Annotated in this window: 18 protein-coding genes and 1 tRNA gene; 12 read left to right on the forward strand and 7 right to left on the reverse strand. The window is 69.3% G+C overall.

From position 1 onward, the window contains the following. Positions 1-16 precede the first annotated feature (16 nt). Positions 17-1186, forward strand: coding sequence for a Type 1 glutamine amidotransferase-like domain-containing protein (locus MA876_RS11360; protein ID WP_248148963.1), 1170 nt, complete (start codon positions 17-19; stop codon positions 1184-1186). A 3-nt stretch (positions 1187-1189) separates the two neighbouring features. Here the strand turns inward: MA876_RS11360 and MA876_RS11365 are convergent, their stop codons facing one another. The 4 genes from MA876_RS11365 to MA876_RS11380 all read right to left on the reverse strand — a co-directional run bounded on the left by MA876_RS11365 (position 1190) and on the right by MA876_RS11380 (position 3684). After that, entirely contained in the window at positions 1190-1747 is a 558-nt protein-coding gene (locus tag MA876_RS11365) for a hypothetical protein (RefSeq protein WP_248148965.1), read from the reverse strand. Positions 1748-1857: 110 nt separating this feature from the next. After that, positions 1858-2211, reverse strand: a complete 354-nt coding sequence (locus MA876_RS11370) for a nuclear transport factor 2 family protein (RefSeq protein WP_248148967.1) — start codon at positions 2209-2211, stop codon at positions 1858-1860. 46 nt (positions 2212-2257) lie between these two features. Beyond that, complete coding sequence (locus tag MA876_RS11375) at positions 2258-2836, reverse strand: hypothetical protein (protein WP_248148969.1); 579 nt, start codon at positions 2834-2836, stop codon at positions 2258-2260. Between the two features lie 32 nt (positions 2837-2868). Next, complete coding sequence (locus MA876_RS11380) at positions 2869-3684, reverse strand: inositol monophosphatase family protein (protein WP_248148971.1); 816 nt, start codon at positions 3682-3684, stop codon at positions 2869-2871. A gap of 96 nt (positions 3685-3780) precedes the next feature. Between MA876_RS11380 and MA876_RS11385 the strand changes: the two genes are divergently transcribed. After that, a tRNA-Lys gene (locus tag MA876_RS11385) sits at positions 3781-3856 on the forward strand. A 170-nt stretch (positions 3857-4026) separates the two neighbouring features. Then, positions 4027-5268: an HNH endonuclease signature motif containing protein gene (locus tag MA876_RS11390; protein WP_248148973.1), complete on the forward strand. Its 1242-nt coding sequence runs from the start codon at positions 4027-4029 to the stop codon at positions 5266-5268. A gap of 335 nt (positions 5269-5603) precedes the next feature. On the opposite strand, the gene MA876_RS11395 is transcribed toward MA876_RS11390, so the two are convergent. Then, on the reverse strand, positions 5604-6827 hold the full coding sequence (locus tag MA876_RS11395; protein ID WP_248148975.1) for an MFS transporter: 1224 nt from the start codon (positions 6825-6827) through the stop codon (positions 5604-5606). Next, positions 6824-7255, reverse strand: coding sequence for a MarR family winged helix-turn-helix transcriptional regulator (locus MA876_RS11400; protein WP_248148977.1), 432 nt, complete (start codon positions 7253-7255; stop codon positions 6824-6826). Before MA876_RS11400 ends, MA876_RS11395 begins: the two co-directional genes overlap by 4 nt. A 194-nt stretch (positions 7256-7449) precedes the next feature. On the opposite strand from MA876_RS11400, the gene MA876_RS11405 reads away from it, so the two are divergent. The 9 genes from MA876_RS11405 to MA876_RS11445 are packed head-to-tail and all read left to right on the forward strand — an operon-like array spanning position 7450 to position 15957. Next, positions 7450-8652, forward strand: a complete 1203-nt coding sequence (locus MA876_RS11405) for a substrate-binding domain-containing protein (protein ID WP_248148979.1) — start codon at positions 7450-7452, stop codon at positions 8650-8652. A 2-nt stretch (positions 8653-8654) separates the two neighbouring features. Further along, the gene (locus MA876_RS11410) at positions 8655-9425 is read left to right on the forward strand and encodes an ABC transporter ATP-binding protein (RefSeq protein ID WP_248148981.1); all 771 of its coding nucleotides are present in this window, start codon (positions 8655-8657) and stop codon (positions 9423-9425) included. Next, positions 9422-10138: an ABC transporter ATP-binding protein gene (locus MA876_RS11415; protein ID WP_248148983.1), complete on the forward strand. Its 717-nt coding sequence runs from the start codon at positions 9422-9424 to the stop codon at positions 10136-10138. Before MA876_RS11410 ends, MA876_RS11415 begins: the two co-directional genes overlap by 4 nt. Further along, the gene (locus MA876_RS11420; protein WP_248148984.1) at positions 10135-11010 is read left to right on the forward strand and encodes a branched-chain amino acid ABC transporter permease; all 876 of its coding nucleotides are present in this window, start codon (positions 10135-10137) and stop codon (positions 11008-11010) included. The genes MA876_RS11415 and MA876_RS11420 overlap by 4 nt, the downstream gene beginning before the upstream one ends. Before the next feature lie 2 nt (positions 11011-11012). Then, entirely contained in the window at positions 11013-12110 is a 1098-nt protein-coding gene (locus MA876_RS11425; protein ID WP_248148987.1) for a branched-chain amino acid ABC transporter permease, read from the forward strand. Then, positions 12110-13666: a class I adenylate-forming enzyme family protein gene (locus MA876_RS11430; protein ID WP_248148989.1), complete on the forward strand. Its 1557-nt coding sequence runs from the start codon at positions 12110-12112 to the stop codon at positions 13664-13666. Before MA876_RS11425 ends, MA876_RS11430 begins: the two co-directional genes overlap by 1 nt. Beyond that, positions 13650-14321 carry a TetR/AcrR family transcriptional regulator gene (locus MA876_RS11435; protein ID WP_248148991.1) on the forward strand — a complete coding sequence of 224 codons (672 nt, stop codon included), beginning with the start codon at positions 13650-13652 and terminating at the stop codon, positions 14319-14321. The genes MA876_RS11430 and MA876_RS11435 overlap by 17 nt, the downstream gene beginning before the upstream one ends. Continuing rightward, positions 14318-15064: a 3-hydroxybutyrate dehydrogenase gene (locus tag MA876_RS11440; RefSeq protein ID WP_248148993.1), complete on the forward strand. Its 747-nt coding sequence runs from the start codon at positions 14318-14320 to the stop codon at positions 15062-15064. The genes MA876_RS11435 and MA876_RS11440 overlap by 4 nt, the downstream gene beginning before the upstream one ends. After that, a complete protein-coding gene (locus MA876_RS11445) occupies positions 15061-15957 on the forward strand; it encodes an alpha/beta fold hydrolase (protein ID WP_248148995.1) in 897 nt (298 codons plus the stop codon). Before MA876_RS11440 ends, MA876_RS11445 begins: the two co-directional genes overlap by 4 nt. Here MA876_RS11445 and MA876_RS11450 read toward each other — a convergent pair. After that, positions 15954-16208 carry a hypothetical protein gene (locus MA876_RS11450; protein ID WP_248148997.1) on the reverse strand — a complete coding sequence of 85 codons (255 nt, stop codon included), beginning with the start codon at positions 16206-16208 and terminating at the stop codon, positions 15954-15956. The genes MA876_RS11445 and MA876_RS11450 overlap by 4 nt on opposite strands. Between the last annotated feature and the right edge of the window lie 20 nt (positions 16209-16228).

Genomic DNA, 16228 nt, shown 5'->3' on the forward strand with positions numbered 1-16228 from the left:
GCTAGCGTCGAGCATCATGAGCATTCATCTCGTCGGCGGAGGGCGCGACGAAGCGCTCTGCGCGACCGTGCTGCGCCCGTTCGTGGAAGAGGCGATGGATGCCGCGGCGGGCGTGGATCCCGTCATCGCGATGATTCTCGTGCTCGAACCCGACGACGACACGAGCGTGGACCGGTTCCGATCCCTCCTGGTCGCGTCCGGTGCGGCGCCCGAGAGCGTGCGTGTCGAGGCGATCGTCGAGGGAGCGAGGTTCGCAGCGCGGATCGTCGACGGAGCGCACGGGATCTTCGTCGGCGGCGGCCTGACCCCGGCCTATCACGACGCGCTGATCGACATCGCGCCCGCGATCCGTGCGGCGGTCGACGTCGGTGTGCCGTACGCGGGATTCTCCGCGGGTGCGGCGGTCGCGGCATCCCGAGCAATCGTCGGCGGCTACCTGCTCGACGGCGTCGTGATCGCGCCGGAGGACGTGGGTGAAGAGCTCGACGATCTCGAGGTGCGCGACGGGCTGGGGCTCGTGCCCGGCGGAGTCGACGCGCACGCGGCGCAGTGGGGCACGATCTCGCGTGCTCTGGCGGCGGTGGATGCCGGACTCGCGCCGCATGCGATCGCGGTCGACGAGCATACGGCCTTCGTGGTGCATCCGGACGGCCGCACGCGCGTGCGCGGCGCCGGTCGGGTCTGGAAAGCCACGCGCTCGGATGCGGGTGTCGAGGTGACGATCGGCAGCCGCACCCCGCGCTTCGTCCCGGACGGATTCGAGGCGCCGACCTCGCTCATCGCGCGCGAGTTCCGCCTCGAGCCGCTCGGCCCTCAGCACAACCGATCGGACCACGCGGCGTGGTCGTCGAGCATCGCCCACATCCGGTCGACGAAGGGGTATCCGGATGACGGCTGGCCCCCGGCCGACGGGATGACGCTCGACGACAACCTCTCCGACCTCGTACGGCACGCGGCCGACTTCGCAGCGGGCCGTGGTTTCACGTTCACGGTGCTCGACCCGGCCGATGACCACGTCATCGGCTGCGTGTACCTCTATCCGTCGTCGTCACCCGACTTCGATGTGTCGGTGCAGTCGTGGGTGAGTGCGGAGCGCGCCCGGCTCGACGAGCCGCTCGCGGATGCCGTGGCGGCCTGGCTGCGGGCCGACTGGCCGTGGCAGCGGCTCGACCGCTACGGGCGGTGAATCTCAGTCCCCGAGTCCGCCGACGGTCAGCAGATCGAGCAGGCGTCCACGGTAGAGCTCGACCTGCGCGTAATCGAGGACCACAGGGTCGCCGACGGCGTGCGAGATGTTCCCCGCCGTCGCGAGACGGACGCAGCTCTGCACGTCGAACTCGGTCTGGCCGTGCAGGATGAGGTTGCGGACGACCGCGACCTCGACCGCCCCGGACAGACCCTCGGGCACGTCCGACCACGTGCGCCCGGCATCCAGGAGCAGACGCGTGCCCCACTCTTCGACGCCGAGCCCCGCACGGAAGTCGATTCCGAGACGGTTCAGAGCGGCGGCTTCGGCGAGCGCGTACGAGAGCACGAAGGTCGCGGTCAGCACCGTGCTCTCGTCGTCGAGCGCCTCGACGTGATCGACGACGGTGAGTCCGGCTTCGCGCACGGGCGTCCTGAGGCGCAGCTCCGCCTTCTCGGTGACCTCGAGGTCATCCCAGAGCGCGCGCTCGCGTTCGACGGCGATTCGTGTGCTGATCAGTGATTTCGTGAGCGCTCCCCAGCGCACCCAGATGTCCGACAACGTGTTTCCCCCCAGATTCACGGTCCGTGTACCCGTGAGACTCTAGTCGCACACCCTCAGGGGAGCCTTGGCGTGCGGTAAGGAGATCACCGCGAGTTCAGGAGACCGGATCACTCGGCCTTGCGCGGAGTCATGAACCATTCCACGAACTTCGAGGCACGGCCGTCGTCGGCGAAATGCACCTCCCAGAGGTTCGAGTAGAACTGATGGCCCGGATAGTCGACGTGACCCTTGATGATGCCCAGGCGGGCGTCCTCGATCAGCACGTCCAGTTCGTACTGCGGGTTCGGCGGCTCGTCCTCGCCCCACATCTCGACGATCGCGTCGATCCCGATCACGGGATCCGGGTCGTCGGGGCGGAACCAGTACTCCGCATCGTCGGTGAAGATGGCGCGGACGTCCGCGCCATCCTTCGTCATCCATGCCCGGATGTACCCGTCGAGCCACTTCTTCGTCTGCGACATGCTCCGTGTCTACCGCAGGCGCGCACGCGGAATCTACGGTCGGGGTCTAGCCTTTGGGCCAGTCGACCAGCAGGATCCCCTGCTTCGTGTTGGAGAACTTCACGTCGGACTCCGAGAAGAGGTAGGTCCAGCCATAGCCCTGGTCGTCCACCGACATCGCCGTGTCGGGGTTCTCGGTGATGTACACGCCCTGAGGGGCGTCCTCGCGAATCCACCCCTCGCCGACGAGGGTTGCCTGCAGCTCTTCTGCGGTCTCGGTCGAGATCGGCGCCCAGCCGTACATGTTCAGGTGGTCACCCGCGGGGCCTTCGAGGTCGGCCCACTTGCAGAGGAGTCCACCCGGGAGCTCGAGCGCGCCGATGTAGAACGGCTCCGCCTGCGACGACCAACCCGCGGCGGTGAAGTCGGCGATGGTACTCGCCAGGATCATGTTGTCGCACGTGAGGTCCTCGGCGACCGGGGCTTCGGTCTCGGTCGCCTCGGGCGCCGGGGCCGTCGGCGTCGGAGTGGATGCCACGGTGCCGGTCGGTTCGGGTTCTGGCGCGGCGGACGCGCACGAGGTCACGAGGAGGGCCGTCGCGGCGAGGACGAGGGCGGCGCCGAGGCGGGGGAGGCGAGAAGTCATTCGAGAAGGCTCCGTGGGTGGGGGAGGAGGAGTCAGGACGGATGAAGCAGGTCGAGGAAAGTCTGGTGCAGCACGCGGTTCGTCGCGAGCGAGGAGCGCTCCGACAGTGAATCGGCGCCGGAGTATGCGGAGAACTTGCCGCCGGCCTCGGTCACGATGGGGATGAGTGCGGCGATGTCGTACTCTTTGACGCCGAACTCGGCGACGAGCTCGAGGCGTCCCTCAGCGAGGAGCATGTAGGGCCATGCGTCGCCGTAGCCGCGGTCACGCCAGACGCTGCTCGTGAGGCGTTCGAGGGCGTCGAGTTCACCGGCATCCCGCCACTGTTCGATGCTCTGGAAGCTGACGCTCGCCTTGTCGAGTTCGGCGACCGTCGAGACCGCGATGCGCTTGGGGCCGTTCGTCCACGCGCCGAGTCCGCTCGCCGCCCACCAGCGCCGCCCGATCGCAGGCTGGCTCACCACGCCGACGCGCGGTACGCCGTCGATGGCGAGGGCGATGAGGGTCGTCCACATCGGGATGCCCTTGAGGTAGTTGTGCGTGCCATCGATCGGGTCGATGATCCACTGGCGGTTCGAGTCGCCCGTCGTGCCGAACTCTTCACCGAGCACGCTGTCATCGGGGCGTTCGGCGGCCAGGATCGCGCGGATGGCCTCTTCGGTCGCGAGATCGGCGTCCGTCACGAAGGTCGCATCGGGCTTCGCCTGCACGTCGAGATCGGGGGCGTCGAAGCGGGGCATGGATGCCGCGTCCGCCGCATCCGCGAGCCACAACGCGAGATCGAGGTCGGCGTGCAGATCCCCCTCGTACGGGGCGTCGAACGACGCTGCGGCGGAAGGGGAGGTCACCAGGCAAGGATAACCGGCCGCGGGCACACCTCGATTCGCGGGAGACCCGATCGTGATGGTAACGTTTACCCTCGGTTCGCCTGGTGCGGATCGCCTGCACCTCTAGCTCAATCGGCAGAGCAACTGACTCTTAATCAGTGGGTTCTGGGTTCGAGTCCCAGGGGGTGCACCACTCCGAAGGGCTTCGCGATCGCGCGGAGCCCTTCGGTCGCTTCCGCGAAAGGTCGCGGCTACGCAGGTGGTCGTGTCTGCTGCGAAGGCCCACCGAATCGACTGCGCAAGAACCCGATCGAAGCGACGTAGGTATCTTCGAATGTCGGGGGTGGGTGGGATGCTGGAGGTATGGATCTTCTCACCCCTGACGAGGCGGCGGTGCTCGACGGTGTCGTGACGGCGTTGGTCGAGGCGCGTCGGGGGATCGCGGCGTTCCAGGCGTTGGAGGCGAGTCTGCTGGCGTCGGCGATGGCGCTGGGTGTCTCGCGTGCAGACGGGTCGCGCGGTGACGGCGACATGCCGGTGCGCGAGATCGCGGCCGAGATCGCCGCGGCGTTGCGGGTGTCCGATCGCACGGTCGAGCGTCGGCTGGTCGAAGCAGAGCGGCTCGCGACGCGGTTCCCCGCGTCGCTGGTCGCGTTGACCGAGGGGCGCGTGTCGCGCGCGCACGTCGATGTGATCGTCTCCGTGGGGGAGCGGATTCAGGATGCCGGGGCGCGGGCGGTGTTCGAGCACGCGGCGCTCGTGGTCGCCGAGCGTGAGAGCGCGAGCCGCCTCAAGCCCGTCGCGCTGCTGCTGGCCGAGCGGGTGATGCCGACCACCCTGACCGAGCGGCACGAGAGTGCGCGGGAGGAGCGTCGGGTCGAGGTGCGTGACCTCGACGACGGGATGGCGCAGCTGCTCGCGGTCCTGCCCGCGACGCTCGCGCACGGGATCCGCGCCCGACTGTCCGCGATGGCGACCGCGGTGAAGGATGCCGATCCGGCCGAGTCCCGCTCGCATGATCAGCTCCGCGCCGATCTGCTGTCCGATCTGCTGTTGACGGGTGAGCCTTCCGGTCACGACGCCGACGGGCAGCTGGGTGCGATCCGCGCCGAGGTGCACGTCACCGTCCCCGTCCTCTCCCTCGCAGGAGTCGATGCCGCGCCGGCGGTGATCGAGGGGTCCGCGCCGATCGACCCCGACACGGCCCGGGTGCTGTGCGCCGGGGCGCCCGGGTGGGAGCGGGTCCTCACGCATCCCGTCACCGGCACAGTCCTCGCTGTCGACCGGTACCGGCCGTCAGCCGACCTGCGGCGCACGCTGAGAGCACGCGATCAGCGGTGCCGATTCCCCGGCTGCCGCGTCACGGCCGCGCACTGCGACATCGACCACGTGCACGACCACGCCCACGGCGGAGCGACCGAGCACGACAACCTCGCCCACGTCTGCCGACGACACCACATGCTCAAACACCACTCCGCCTGGAGCGTCACCCTCACCGCCGACCGCACGATGACATGGCGAAGCCCGACCGGACGCGAATACCCCGAATCACCCGCCCCACCCGGCGTCGCGTTCACCACCGACGGCGACCCACCCCCGTTCTGACAACATTCCGCGCGCACGCGCACGGGACCGACCCGCGATCGGCGCGGCATCGCGCCCATGAGTGCACGAGGCGCGCTTGTGGCGGCCGAAGGCGGCGGTCGGGGGGCCGGGTCTGTCGTCGTGTGCCCGCTCTTCCCGGCGGCGTGCGGACAGGGGAGTCCGTGTGGTGCCGTGAGCGAGGCTGTCTGCGTGGGCGGGAGGGACGGGAGCCGCCGCCCACCCAACCTCGCCGTGCCACGAAGAACGGGAACGGGCCGCCCCGCATCAGCGCGAAGGGCCCGCTCCCCATGCACCCGGCGCGACGAAACGGCCGGCCGGGAGTCTCTCAGCCGCTGTCAGGCTGCGTCGCCGACGAGCACCGCGGCGGCTTCGTCCGCGGCATCCGCCTCTCGTCCGTCGATCCGCGCGAGCGCGCGGCGTCCGATGAGGATCGTGAGCGTCGCGATGACGATGGATGCCGCGGCGAACGCATACGGCACACTCGGGCCGTACAGGTGCCACAGCAGTGCCGCGATCGGGGGAGCCGCGGCACCGCCGAGGAATCGCACGGCGGAGTACGCGGACGACGCGACGGAGCGCGGCAGGTCCGTCGCCTCCATGACCGACTCGGTCAGGACGGTGTTCATGATGCCGAGCAGGAGTCCGCCGACGATGATGCACGCGACGAGCGCGGGCGGCGACGCGACGAAGACGGCCGCGGCGACGAGGTCGACCGCGAGCAGGGGGAGGACGAGGAGGATGACGGTGGTGCGCGGCATCCGTCGCACGAGCACCGGCGCGACCCACACGCTCGTGATCGCGAGCGCGACCCCCCACCCGAAGAAGGTGAGGCCGATGCCCATCGCTCCGAAGCCGAGCGGGAACGGCGAGAACGCCAGCAGCACGAAGAACCCGATGTTGTAGAACAGCGCCGTGATCGCGAGCACCGCGAGCCCAGGATCCCGCAGAGCCTTGAAGGGCGCCGAGAGCGGCACAGGCGCGCGCTTCTCGCCCGGCCCGCGCAGCAGGACGGCGACGGCGACGAAGGCGATCGCCATGAGGGCGACGACGCCGAAGAACGGGCCGCGCCAGCTGACCTCGCCGAGCAGGCCGCCCAGGAGCGGCCCGACGGCGATGCCGATGCCGAGCGCCGCCTCGTAGAGGACGATCGCCGCGCCGCTGCCGCCCGACGCGGCACCGACGATCGTGGCGAGTGCGGTCGAGATGAACAGGGCGTTGCCGAGGCCCCACCCCGCGCGGAAGCCGATGATCGCGTCGACGCTGCCGCTCAGCGCGCACAGCAGAGCGAACACGACGATGAGTGCGAGACCCGCGAGCAGTGTGGCCTTCGCACCGATGCGGCTCGAGATCCAACTCGTGACGAGCATCGCGAGGCCCGTCACGACGAGGTAGCTCGTGAAGAGCAGCTCGGTCTGGACGGGGGACGCGTCGAGCGAATCGGCGATCGCGGGCAGGATCGGGTCGACGAGCCCGATGCCCATGAACGCCACGACGCACGCGAACGCGACGGCCCACACTCGCGCGGGCTGCCGCCACGGTGATGCGGTCGCGCCGCTCATCGCGCGACCTCGGCCACGGCGGTCTTGCGACGAAGGACTGCCGCGGTGATCGCGAGCGCCTCCCACTCGTGCTCGTCGAGATCGGCGAAGTGCGGCGCGAGCGCGGTCGTGAGCTGATCGCGCCACGCGTCGAGGGCATCGAGTCCGGCCGCGGTCGCCGAGACGATCGTGACGCGTGAGTCCGCGGCATCCTGTTCCCGCTCCACGAGCCCGGCCTCGGCCATCTGTCCGATGAGACGCGTCATGCCGGGCTGGCTCACGCGGCTCGCGATCGCGAGCTCGCCGATGCGCAGCGCGCCGTGATCGCGCAGCAGCGCGAGCGTGCGCCACTGGGCCGCCGGAGTCTCGTTGCGGGTCTCGAGGGCCGCGATGCGGGTGAGTGAGGCGGATGCCGTGATGAGCGTCTCGATGTCTTGCAGATGTGTCACGGCACAAGCATAGCAACGATATATAACTACGGGATGCAACGACGGACGATCGTCGCGAAACGATAACGACACGCCGCAGCGGCCCCGCGCGACTTGACGATCCAGCCCTCGTTTCCTACATTGCCATTACCTGAATCAGTTTTCAGGTAGCCCTCCCCGGGCACCAGATCCTTCCAATGGTGAAAGGCACGCACATGCGGGTTACGAAGAAGTTGCTCTTGGGGTCCGTGGTCGCCACGGCCGCCCTCCTCCTGACGGCGTGTGCGCCGTCCGCAGCCCCCGGCGGCGGCGAGGAATCCGGCGAAGCCGGCCCGGCCGAGATCACGGTCGGCATCGTCACGAGCGAGACCGGTCCGCTCGCCGGCTACGGCAAGCAGTACCTCGACGCGTTCAAGGCCGGCCTCGACTACGCCACCGACGGCACCGACGAGGTCGACGGCACGAAGATCGTCGTGGAGTACCGGGATGACGCGGGCGACCCCGACAAGGCCGTCACCGCCGTCAAGGAGCTCGTCGGCGCGGGCGTCAACATCATCGCCGGCACGGCATCGTCGGGCGTCGCGCTCGCCGTCGCCGAGCAGGCAGCGCAGAACAAGGTCCTCTACATCTCGGGCCCTGCTGCGGCCGACGCGATCACCGGCATCAACGAGTACACGTTCCGCTCGGGCCGCCAGTCGGCTCAGGACGTCGCGACCGCCGGAACGTTCCTCGACGACATCGAGGGCAAGACGATCACGGTCCTCGCGCAGAACAACGCGTTCGGCACGGGCAACGAAGCCGCCGTGAACGCGATCCTCGGCGCCAAGGGCGCGACGGTCAACTCGGTCCTCGTCCCCGAGGATGCGACCGAGTTCACGCCGTTCGCGCAGCAGGTGCTCGCGGGCAGCCCCGACCTCGTCTTCGTCGCGTGGGCCGGCGCCACGTCCGGTGCGATGTGGCAGGCGATGAGCCAGCAGGGCGTCATGGACGAGATCCCCGTCGTGACCGGCCTCGGCGACGCGGCGACGTTCGGTGCATACGGTGAGGCTTCGGAGAAGATCAGCTTCCTCAACCACTACTTCGCCGGCGGACCCGACAACGACGTCAACACCGCGATGGTCGAGGCCATCGAAGCGGCGGGCGGCACGCCCGACCTGTTCAGCCCCGACGGGTTCAACGCGGCCATCATGATCGTCCAGGCGGTCAAGGAGGGCAAGGGCGACGTCGACGCGATGATCGCGGCGCTCGAGGGCTTCGAGTTCGAGGGCCCGAAGGGCACCACGACCGTCCGCGCGGGCGACCACGCCCTCATCCAGGAGATGTACCAGGTCAAGCTCACCGCCGACGGCGGCAGCTTCGTGCCCGAGCTCGTCGACACGGTGGCCGCCGACGAGGTCGCCCCCGCCGAGGCGGAGTAGGAATGAGCGCTCCCGTCCCGTCCGCGCTGCAGGTCGAAGGCCTCGGCCTTCAGATCGGCGGAGCGACGATCCTCAAGGATGTCGCCCTCGACGTCGCCGCCGGTTCGCTGGTCGGCGTGATCGGGCCCAACGGCGCCGGCAAGACCACGTTGTTCAACGTGATCTCCGGGCTCATGAAGCCCACGTCGGGTCGCATCCTCATGGACGGTGTCGACGTCACGTCGACATCGGTCACCGCCCGCGCGCGGGCGGGACTGGGGCGCACCTTCCAGACCTCGTCGCTCTTCCCACGGTTGAGCGTCCTCGAGAACGTGCGGCTCGCCGCGCAAGTGGGCCTCGGTGGTTCGGCATCGCTGTTCCGCTTCCCGAAGCGGACGGATGCCGCGACCGAGCTCGCTCTGCAACAGCTGCGCGCCGTCGGGCTCGATCACAAGGCCGACGCGGCGGCGGGGGACATCTCGCACGGCGACAAGCGCAAGCTCGAGATCGCCGTGCTGATGGCCACTGACGCATCCATCGTCCTGCTCGACGAGCCGATGGCGGGCGTCGCATCGGGCGACGTCGCCGGGCTCGTAGAGAACATCCGCACGCTGCAGGCCGAGAAGAACTGCACGGTGCTGATGGTCGAACACCACATGGACGTGCTCATGGGGCTCGTCGAGAAGGTCGCCGTCATGTACTTCGGCACGATCATCGCCTACGACACCCCGCAGGCGATCATGGACAACCCGCTCGTCCAGAGCGCCTACCTCGGAACGGGCACCGCGGCATGACCAGCTCCACCCCGATCCTCACCGTCGAGGGTCTCCGCTGTTCGATCGCCGGCCAGCAGGTCGTCGAAGACGTCTCGTTCAAGGTCCCATCCACCGGCATCACGGCCGTCCTCGGCCGCAACGGGGTCGGAAAGACCTCGACCCTGCGCGGCCTCATGGGACTGATCCAGCGTCGGGGCGAGATCCGGCTCGCGGGGGAGCGCATCGACGGCCTCCCCACCTACAAGATCGTGCAGCGCGGCGTCGGCTACGTGCCTGAAGACCGTGAGGTGTTCGCGAAGCTCACGGTGGCCGAGAATCTGGCTCTCGCCGAGCGGCAGAAGAACCCGCGGCGCGAGTTCGTCGCCGAGCTCTTCCCCGACCTCGTGCAGCGGCGCGATCAGATGGCCGGCAGCCTGTCGGGCGGTCAGCAGCAGATGGTGTCCGTCGCCCGTGCGCTCATGAACGACAACCGGATCCTCCTCGTCGACGAGCCGACGAAGGGCCTCGCGCCCAAGCTCGTCACGGAGGTCGCCGATGCGCTGGCGGAGGCATCCAAGATCGTCCCCATCCTGCTCGTCGAGCAGAACCTCGAGGTCGTGCGTCGACTCGCGCACGGCGCGATCGTCATCAGCGGCGGCCGGGTCGTGCACACCGGCGATGCGACCGAGATCCTCGACGACGAAGACCTGACCCGCCGCCTGCTCGGCGTGCACACGGGGGCAGCGGCATGAGCACCCTCATCCTCACCCTCATCACCGGCGTCGGTCTCGGCGCCCTCTACTTCCTCGTCGCGTCGGGACTGTCGCTCATCTACGGCCTCATGCACGTGCTGAACTTCGCGCACGGCGCGTTCCTCACGCTCTCGGCCTTCATCGGCTGGTGGGTCGCGTCGTCACTCGGCACCGAGTCATGGGGATCGTTCCTCCTCTCGATCCTCGTCGGCGCCGCGGTCGGTGCACTGTTCGCGACCTTCACGGAGCTCGTCCTCATCCGCCCGCTCTACGAGCGGCACATCGAACAGGTGCTGGTCACCGTCGGTCTGTCGTTCGCCGCGGTCGCCCTCTTCGAGGGCATCTGGGGGACGGATGCCATCAACATCGCCGGTCCCCCCTGGCTGAAGCAGACCACCGACATCCTGGGCGCGAAGATCCCCAACACCTACTGGGTGCTCATGATCGCCGCCGTCCTCGTGCTCGCCGCCCTCGTGCTGTTCCTCAAGAAGACGCGCTACGGCATGATCATCCGCGCCGGCGTGGAGAACCGGTCGATGGTCACGGCGCTCGGAATCGACGTGCGGCGCTCGTTCACCCTGGTCTTCGCGATCGGCGGTGCCGCCGCCGGCATCGGGGGCGTGCTCGCGATGCACTACTCCACCTTCGTCTCGGCACATCTCGGGCAGACGCTGCTGATCTTCGCGTTCATCGTCACGGTCGTCGGCGGGCTGGGCTCCCTCACGGGCGCTGCCATCGCATCCGTCCTCGTCGCGGTGCTGCAGCAGTTCGCGAACTTCTACCTCGGCGGCACCGGCGACTTCATCGTCGTCATCCTGCTCGCCCTCGTCCTGCTCATCAGGCCCGCGGGCCTGCTCGGAAAGGCGGCCTGACGATGAACATCCGCCGTTTCGTGCCCGCCGTCGTCGGCGCCGCGCTCATCGTGTTCATGGCGGTCCTGCCGCTGTTGAACCTGTCGCTGCCCGGCATCCTGCCCACGCCGACCTATATGCCGGGCACACTCGCTCTGCTGTCGCTGTGCATGGTGTTCGCCGCGCTCGCGCTGTCGTACAACATGCTCCTCGGCACCGCAGGCATGCTCTCGTTCGGTCACGCGCTCTACTTCGGGGCCGGGGCCTACGGACTCGGCATCGCCCTCGAGTACTTCGGCGTCCCCCTGTGGCCGGGGGTGTTCATCGCCCTCATCGGCGGCATGGTCATCGCCCTCGCGACGGGCGCCGTCGCAATGCGGGTCTCGGGCATCCCCTTCGCGATGGTGACCCTCGCCTTCGCGCAGGCGGGGTCGGTGCTCGTGCGCCGGAACCCCCAGATCACCGGCGGCGAAGAGGGGCTCAGCCTGCCGACGGAGCACGTTCCCGACTTCCTCATCGGGGTCGTCAACACGCGCAATCTGTACTGGCTGTGCCTCGCGATCCTGGTGGTCGTCTACCTCGTGACCCTGTGGGTCGACAAGTCCCGCCTCGGCCACCTCGCCGAGGCGACCCGAGAGAACGAGCAGCGGGTCAAGGTCCTGGGCCTGCGGCCGTACACCGTCAAGCTCGTCACGTTCGTCATCGCGGCGGTGCTCGCGAGCCTCGCCGGCGTCGCGTACATGCTGCTCCAGTCGGGCACCGTGCCGCGCGCGGTCTCGGCCGACTTGACGATCACGGTGCTCGTGATGGTGGTTCTCGGTGGCGTCGGGTTCCGGTGGGGTGCCATCGTTGGCGGTGTGCTCTACACGCTCCTCGACCAGCGCCTCACGGTGCTCGCGGGTTCCGAGGCGATCGCGGGGCTGCCCGACATCCTGCGCATCCCGCTCTCCGAGCCGCTGTTCATCCTCGGCGTGCTGTTCATCCTCGTCGTCATGTTCCTGCCCGGAGGCATCGCCGGCACGGTCGACAAGGCCGTGCGTCGCCGGCGCGGCGAACGAGCGCGTACGTCCCTGCAGTCGCTCGAGGATGCCGCGGAGCTGAAAGACGAGGTGCGCGTCTGATGTTCACCGGCATCGTCGAGGACGACCCGCACACGGTCGGCCGCTGGCTGGCCGATCGTGCGGCGACGTCCCCGCGGCGCATCGCGATCGACGATCGCGGCGTCACGATCGACTACGCGACGCTCGCGTTGCGGGCATCGGCTCTCGCCGATGCGCTGCGGGATGCCGGGTACGGCGCAGGCGACCGCATCGCGACCGTATCGGGCAACTCGACGGATCACGTCGTCGCGTTCTTCGCGTGCGCGCTCGCGGGAGTCGCCTTCGTCCCGCTCTCGTGGCGGCTCACGCCCCGCGAGCTGAACGATGTGCTGGTGCGCTCCGAGCCCGCCCTCGTGCTCGTCGAAGAGGACTTCGCGGCGGTCGCGGGCGAAGCCCTGCGCGGCATGGACACTCCCGTCGCACCCCTCGGAACGACGGGGATCGAAGCATCCGTGCCCCCGTCTCGCGCGCCGCGCACGCGACGGCACGTGCGCGATGACGACCCCCTGCTCGTGATCTTCACGTCGGGCAGCGAAGCCGCACCGAAGGGCGTCGTACTGACGCACGCCAACTGCTTCTGGAACAACCTCGCGCTTTCCCAGGCACTGCCGCTGACGCAGGACGACGTCGTACTCGCGATGCTGCCCCAGTTCCACGTGGCCGCGTGGAACTGCCAGCCGCTCCTGGCCTGGTGGGTCGGCGCGACGGTCGTGCTCGAGCGCTCCTTCCAGCCGGCGCGCATCCTGCAGCTCGTCGAGGAGCGCCGCGTGACGGCGATGATGGGCGTGCCCACGCAGTACGCCCTGCTCTCGGCCGATCGCGACTGGGCTTCGACCGACGTCTCGTCCCTGCGCCTCGCGCTGGTGGGCGGCGCGACGATGCCGATCGCCCTCCATCGGGAATGGGCGGATCGCGGCATCCCGCTCACGCAGGGATACGGGCTCACCGAAGCTGCCCCCAACGTGCTGCACCTGCCGGCCGACGAAGCGGCGGCGAACCCGGGTGCCGTCGGGCGACCGTACCCGCACGTGACCGTCGAGATCGTCGATGTGGAGTCGGGACTGCCCCTCGAGGGACCCGCGACGGGCGAGCTGTGGGTGCGCGGCCCGAGCGTCTTCGCGGGATACATCGGCGACGAGGATGCCACGGCTGCCGCCATGAGCGGGCCGTGGCTGCGCTCGGGGGACCTCGTGCAGCGCGATGCGGCGGGGATCATCAGCATCGTCGACCGCCTCAAGGACATCTACATCTCGGGCGGCGAGAACGTCGCGCCCGCCGAGGTCGAATACGCGCTGGGCCTGCATCCGCTCATCGAGTCGGCCGCCGTCGTCGGCGTCCCCGACCCCGTGTGGGGCGAGCGGGGCGTCGCCTTCGTCGTCCGCTCGCCCGGCGCGGCGCTCTCGCGCGACGAGGTGGTCGCGCACGCGCGGCGCAACCTGGCCGCGTTCAAGGTGCCCGTGCACATCGAGTTCGTCGAGACCCTCCCGCGCTCGACGATCGAGAAGCTCGCCCGCTCGCGCCTGCGAGCCCGTGCGAAGAACCTGATGGAAGGGGCGCATCATGAGCCTTCCCGATGACACCGACGAGCTGGTCTCGCCCGCGACCGGCCGCCCGCTGACCAAGCGCGGCGAGGCGACCCGGCGGCGACTCCTCGAGGCCGCCGAGGGGGTGTTCGCCGAGCAGGGGTACCACGAGGCATCCATCGTCAAGATCACCGAGCGTGCCGGGATCGGCCTCGGCACGTTCTACCTCTACTTCGACAGCAAGCAGTCGATCTTCGAGGCCCTCGTCATCGATCTCAACCGCCGAGTGCGCCACTCGATGTCCGAGGCGATGGAGGGCGCCGGGTCGCGCCTGGAAGCCGAGCGCGCGGGATTCGCGGGGTTCTTCCGGTTCACGGCAGAGCATCCGGCGCTCTACCGGGTCGTCCGCGAAGCCGAGTTCGTCTCGCCCGAGGTGCTGCGCCTGCACTACACGCGCATCGTCGAAGGCTACGAGGCCGGCCTGCGCGCCGCGCAGGAGACCGGCGACGTCGACCGGGCGCTCGATCCCGAGACGACGGCGTGGGCGCTCATGGGCATGGGCGAGCTCATCGGCATGCGGTTCCTGCTGTGGGAGCGGGATGCCTCGGGCACCGCGCCCACGGAGCTCGACCCCGTCATCTTCGCGGGCATGACCCGCTTCATCGACAACGCGCTCGCGCCGCGCGACACCCCGAAGGACGACTCATGAAGGATCTCGTCGGCAGACGTGCGCTCATCACCGGCGGCGCGAGCGGCATCGGCCTCGCGTGCGCGCACGAGTTCGCCGCGCGCGGCGCGCACGTCACGATCGCGGATCTGAACGCGGACGCCGCGGCCGCCGCCGCTTCCGACGTCGGCGGCGACGCGTGGGTCGTCGACCTCTCCGACACGGCGGCGCTCGACGACCTGGCACTGGATGCCGACATCCTCGTCAACAACGCCGGGATCCAGCGTGTGAGCCCCATCGAGGACTTCGACCCCGACACCTTCCGGCTGCTGCTGCGACTGATGCTCGAGTCGCCGTTCCTGCTCGTGCGCGCGGCGGTGCCCGGCATGTACGCGAAGGGCTGGGGACGCGTCATCAACATCTCCAGCGCGCACGGCCTGCGGGCATCCGCGTTCAAGTCCGCCTACGTGGCCGCGAAGCACGGTCTGGAGGGGCTCTCGAAGGTCACGGCGCTCGAGGGGGGCCCGCACGGGGTCACGAGCAACTGCATCAATCCCGCCTATGTGCGCACGCCGCTCGTCGAGAAGCAGATCGCCGATCAGGCGAAGGTGCACGGCATCCCCGAAGACGAAGTGGTCGAGAAGATCATGCTGACCGAGACCGCGATCAAGCGGCTCGTCGAAGCCGATGAGGTCGCGTCGCTCGCGGGATGGCTCGCGTCCGACAAAGCGGGCATGGTCACGGGCGCGTCGTACACGATGGACGGCGGGTGGACGGCGCGATGACCGAGCATTCCTACCGCACGATCGACGTCCCCGTCGCCGGCGGCGATCTGCGCGTCGCGGTCTGGGATCCCGTAGGGGAGCGCACCGCTGACGTCCTCCTCATCCACGGCGTGACGTCGTCGCACCTCGCCTGGCCGTACGTCGTGGACAGGCTGCCCGGTGTGCAGGCGATCGCGCCCGACCTGCGCGGGCGCGGGGCGAGCAACGACCTCGAGGGCGGCTCGAGCATGCGCGCGCACGCCGACGACATGGCCGCCGTGCTCGACGCGCTCGGGATCGAGCGGATCGTCGTCGTCGGCCACTCGATGGGCGCTTTCGTCGCCGTCGTGTTCGCCCACCTGCATCCCGAACGCGTCTCACGGCTCGTGCTCATCGACGGCGGACTCCCGCTCGACGTGCCCGAAGGCCTCGACGCCGACACGATGGTCTCGTCGATCCTCGGCCCCACCGCCGCGCGCCTGTCGATGCGGTTCGCCGACGCCGACGCCTACCTCGACTTCTGGCGCGATCACCCCGCGTTCCGAGGCGCCTGGACCCCGACGCTCGAGTCGTACCTGGCGTACGACCTCGTCGACGACGGTGAGGGGATGCTGCGTCCCGCCACGAGCTACGAGACGACCGCCGAGGACACCGTCGACATGAACACGGGCTCGACGCTGACGGACGCGGTTGCGGGGCTGCGGCATCCCGCACGATTCCTCACCGCCCCGCGCGGGCTTCAGAACGAGGAGCCGGGCCTGTACTCGCCCCGGTATCTCGAGGAAGTCCTCGCGGCTTCACCCGAGGTCGCGCACGAGCGATTGGACGGACTCAACCACTACACGATCGTGATGTCGGATGCCGGGGCGGCTGCCATCTCGCCGGTGATCTTCGACGAGCTCCGAGCGTCCTAGCTGTCGATACGGCGCTTGAGGAGCTTCTGCTCCTTGCCGTGCACGGGCGAGTCGCCCGCGATGAGACGGCCGCGCGATGCGCGCCGGGTGTCGACGATCGCGCCGATCGCCAGGGCCAGCGTGATGCCCCAGCTGAGCCACGCGAGCGCCGCGCGCCACGTGAACGGTTCGTTCTCGCGGAGTCCACGAAGCAGGGTGAGACCGCTCGTGACGGCGGTGATGATGCCCGTTCCGAAGATGTACTTCCGCATGCCCCCACGCTACCGCGACA

This window comes from Microbacterium aoyamense (genome assembly GCF_023155855.1).
Taxonomy (GTDB): domain Bacteria; phylum Actinomycetota; class Actinomycetes; order Actinomycetales; family Microbacteriaceae; genus Microbacterium; species Microbacterium aoyamense.

Bases quoted from the DNA above. Each gene is read 5' to 3' on its own strand.
- MA876_RS11435 (WP_248148991.1), top strand. From the start codon at position 13,650: ATGAGCCTTCCCGATGACACCGACGAGCTGGTCTCGCCCGCGACCGGC.
- MA876_RS11450 (WP_248148997.1), bottom strand. From the start codon at position 16,208: ATGCGGAAGTACATCTTCGGAACGGGCATCATCACCGCCGTCACGAGC.
- MA876_RS11390 (WP_248148973.1), top strand. From the start codon at position 4,027: ATGGATCTTCTCACCCCTGACGAGGCGGCGGTGCTCGACGGTGTCGTG.
- MA876_RS11440 (WP_248148993.1), top strand. From the start codon at position 14,318: ATGAAGGATCTCGTCGGCAGACGTGCGCTCATCACCGGCGGCGCGAGC.
- MA876_RS11360 (WP_248148963.1), top strand. From the start codon at position 17: ATGAGCATTCATCTCGTCGGCGGAGGGCGCGACGAAGCGCTCTGCGCG.
- MA876_RS11430 (WP_248148989.1), top strand. From the start codon at position 12,110: ATGTTCACCGGCATCGTCGAGGACGACCCGCACACGGTCGGCCGCTGG.
- MA876_RS11425 (WP_248148987.1), top strand. From the start codon at position 11,013: ATGAACATCCGCCGTTTCGTGCCCGCCGTCGTCGGCGCCGCGCTCATC.
- MA876_RS11370 (WP_248148967.1), bottom strand. From the start codon at position 2,211: ATGTCGCAGACGAAGAAGTGGCTCGACGGGTACATCCGGGCATGGATG.
- MA876_RS11395 (WP_248148975.1), bottom strand. From the start codon at position 6,827: ATGAGCGGCGCGACCGCATCACCGTGGCGGCAGCCCGCGCGAGTGTGG.
- MA876_RS11410 (WP_248148981.1), top strand. From the start codon at position 8,655: ATGAGCGCTCCCGTCCCGTCCGCGCTGCAGGTCGAAGGCCTCGGCCTT.
- MA876_RS11445 (WP_248148995.1), top strand. From the start codon at position 15,061: ATGACCGAGCATTCCTACCGCACGATCGACGTCCCCGTCGCCGGCGGC.
- MA876_RS11420 (WP_248148984.1), top strand. From the start codon at position 10,135: ATGAGCACCCTCATCCTCACCCTCATCACCGGCGTCGGTCTCGGCGCC.
- MA876_RS11415 (WP_248148983.1), top strand. From the start codon at position 9,422: ATGACCAGCTCCACCCCGATCCTCACCGTCGAGGGTCTCCGCTGTTCG.
- MA876_RS11405 (WP_248148979.1), top strand. From the start codon at position 7,450: ATGCGGGTTACGAAGAAGTTGCTCTTGGGGTCCGTGGTCGCCACGGCC.
- MA876_RS11375 (WP_248148969.1), bottom strand. From the start codon at position 2,836: ATGACTTCTCGCCTCCCCCGCCTCGGCGCCGCCCTCGTCCTCGCCGCG.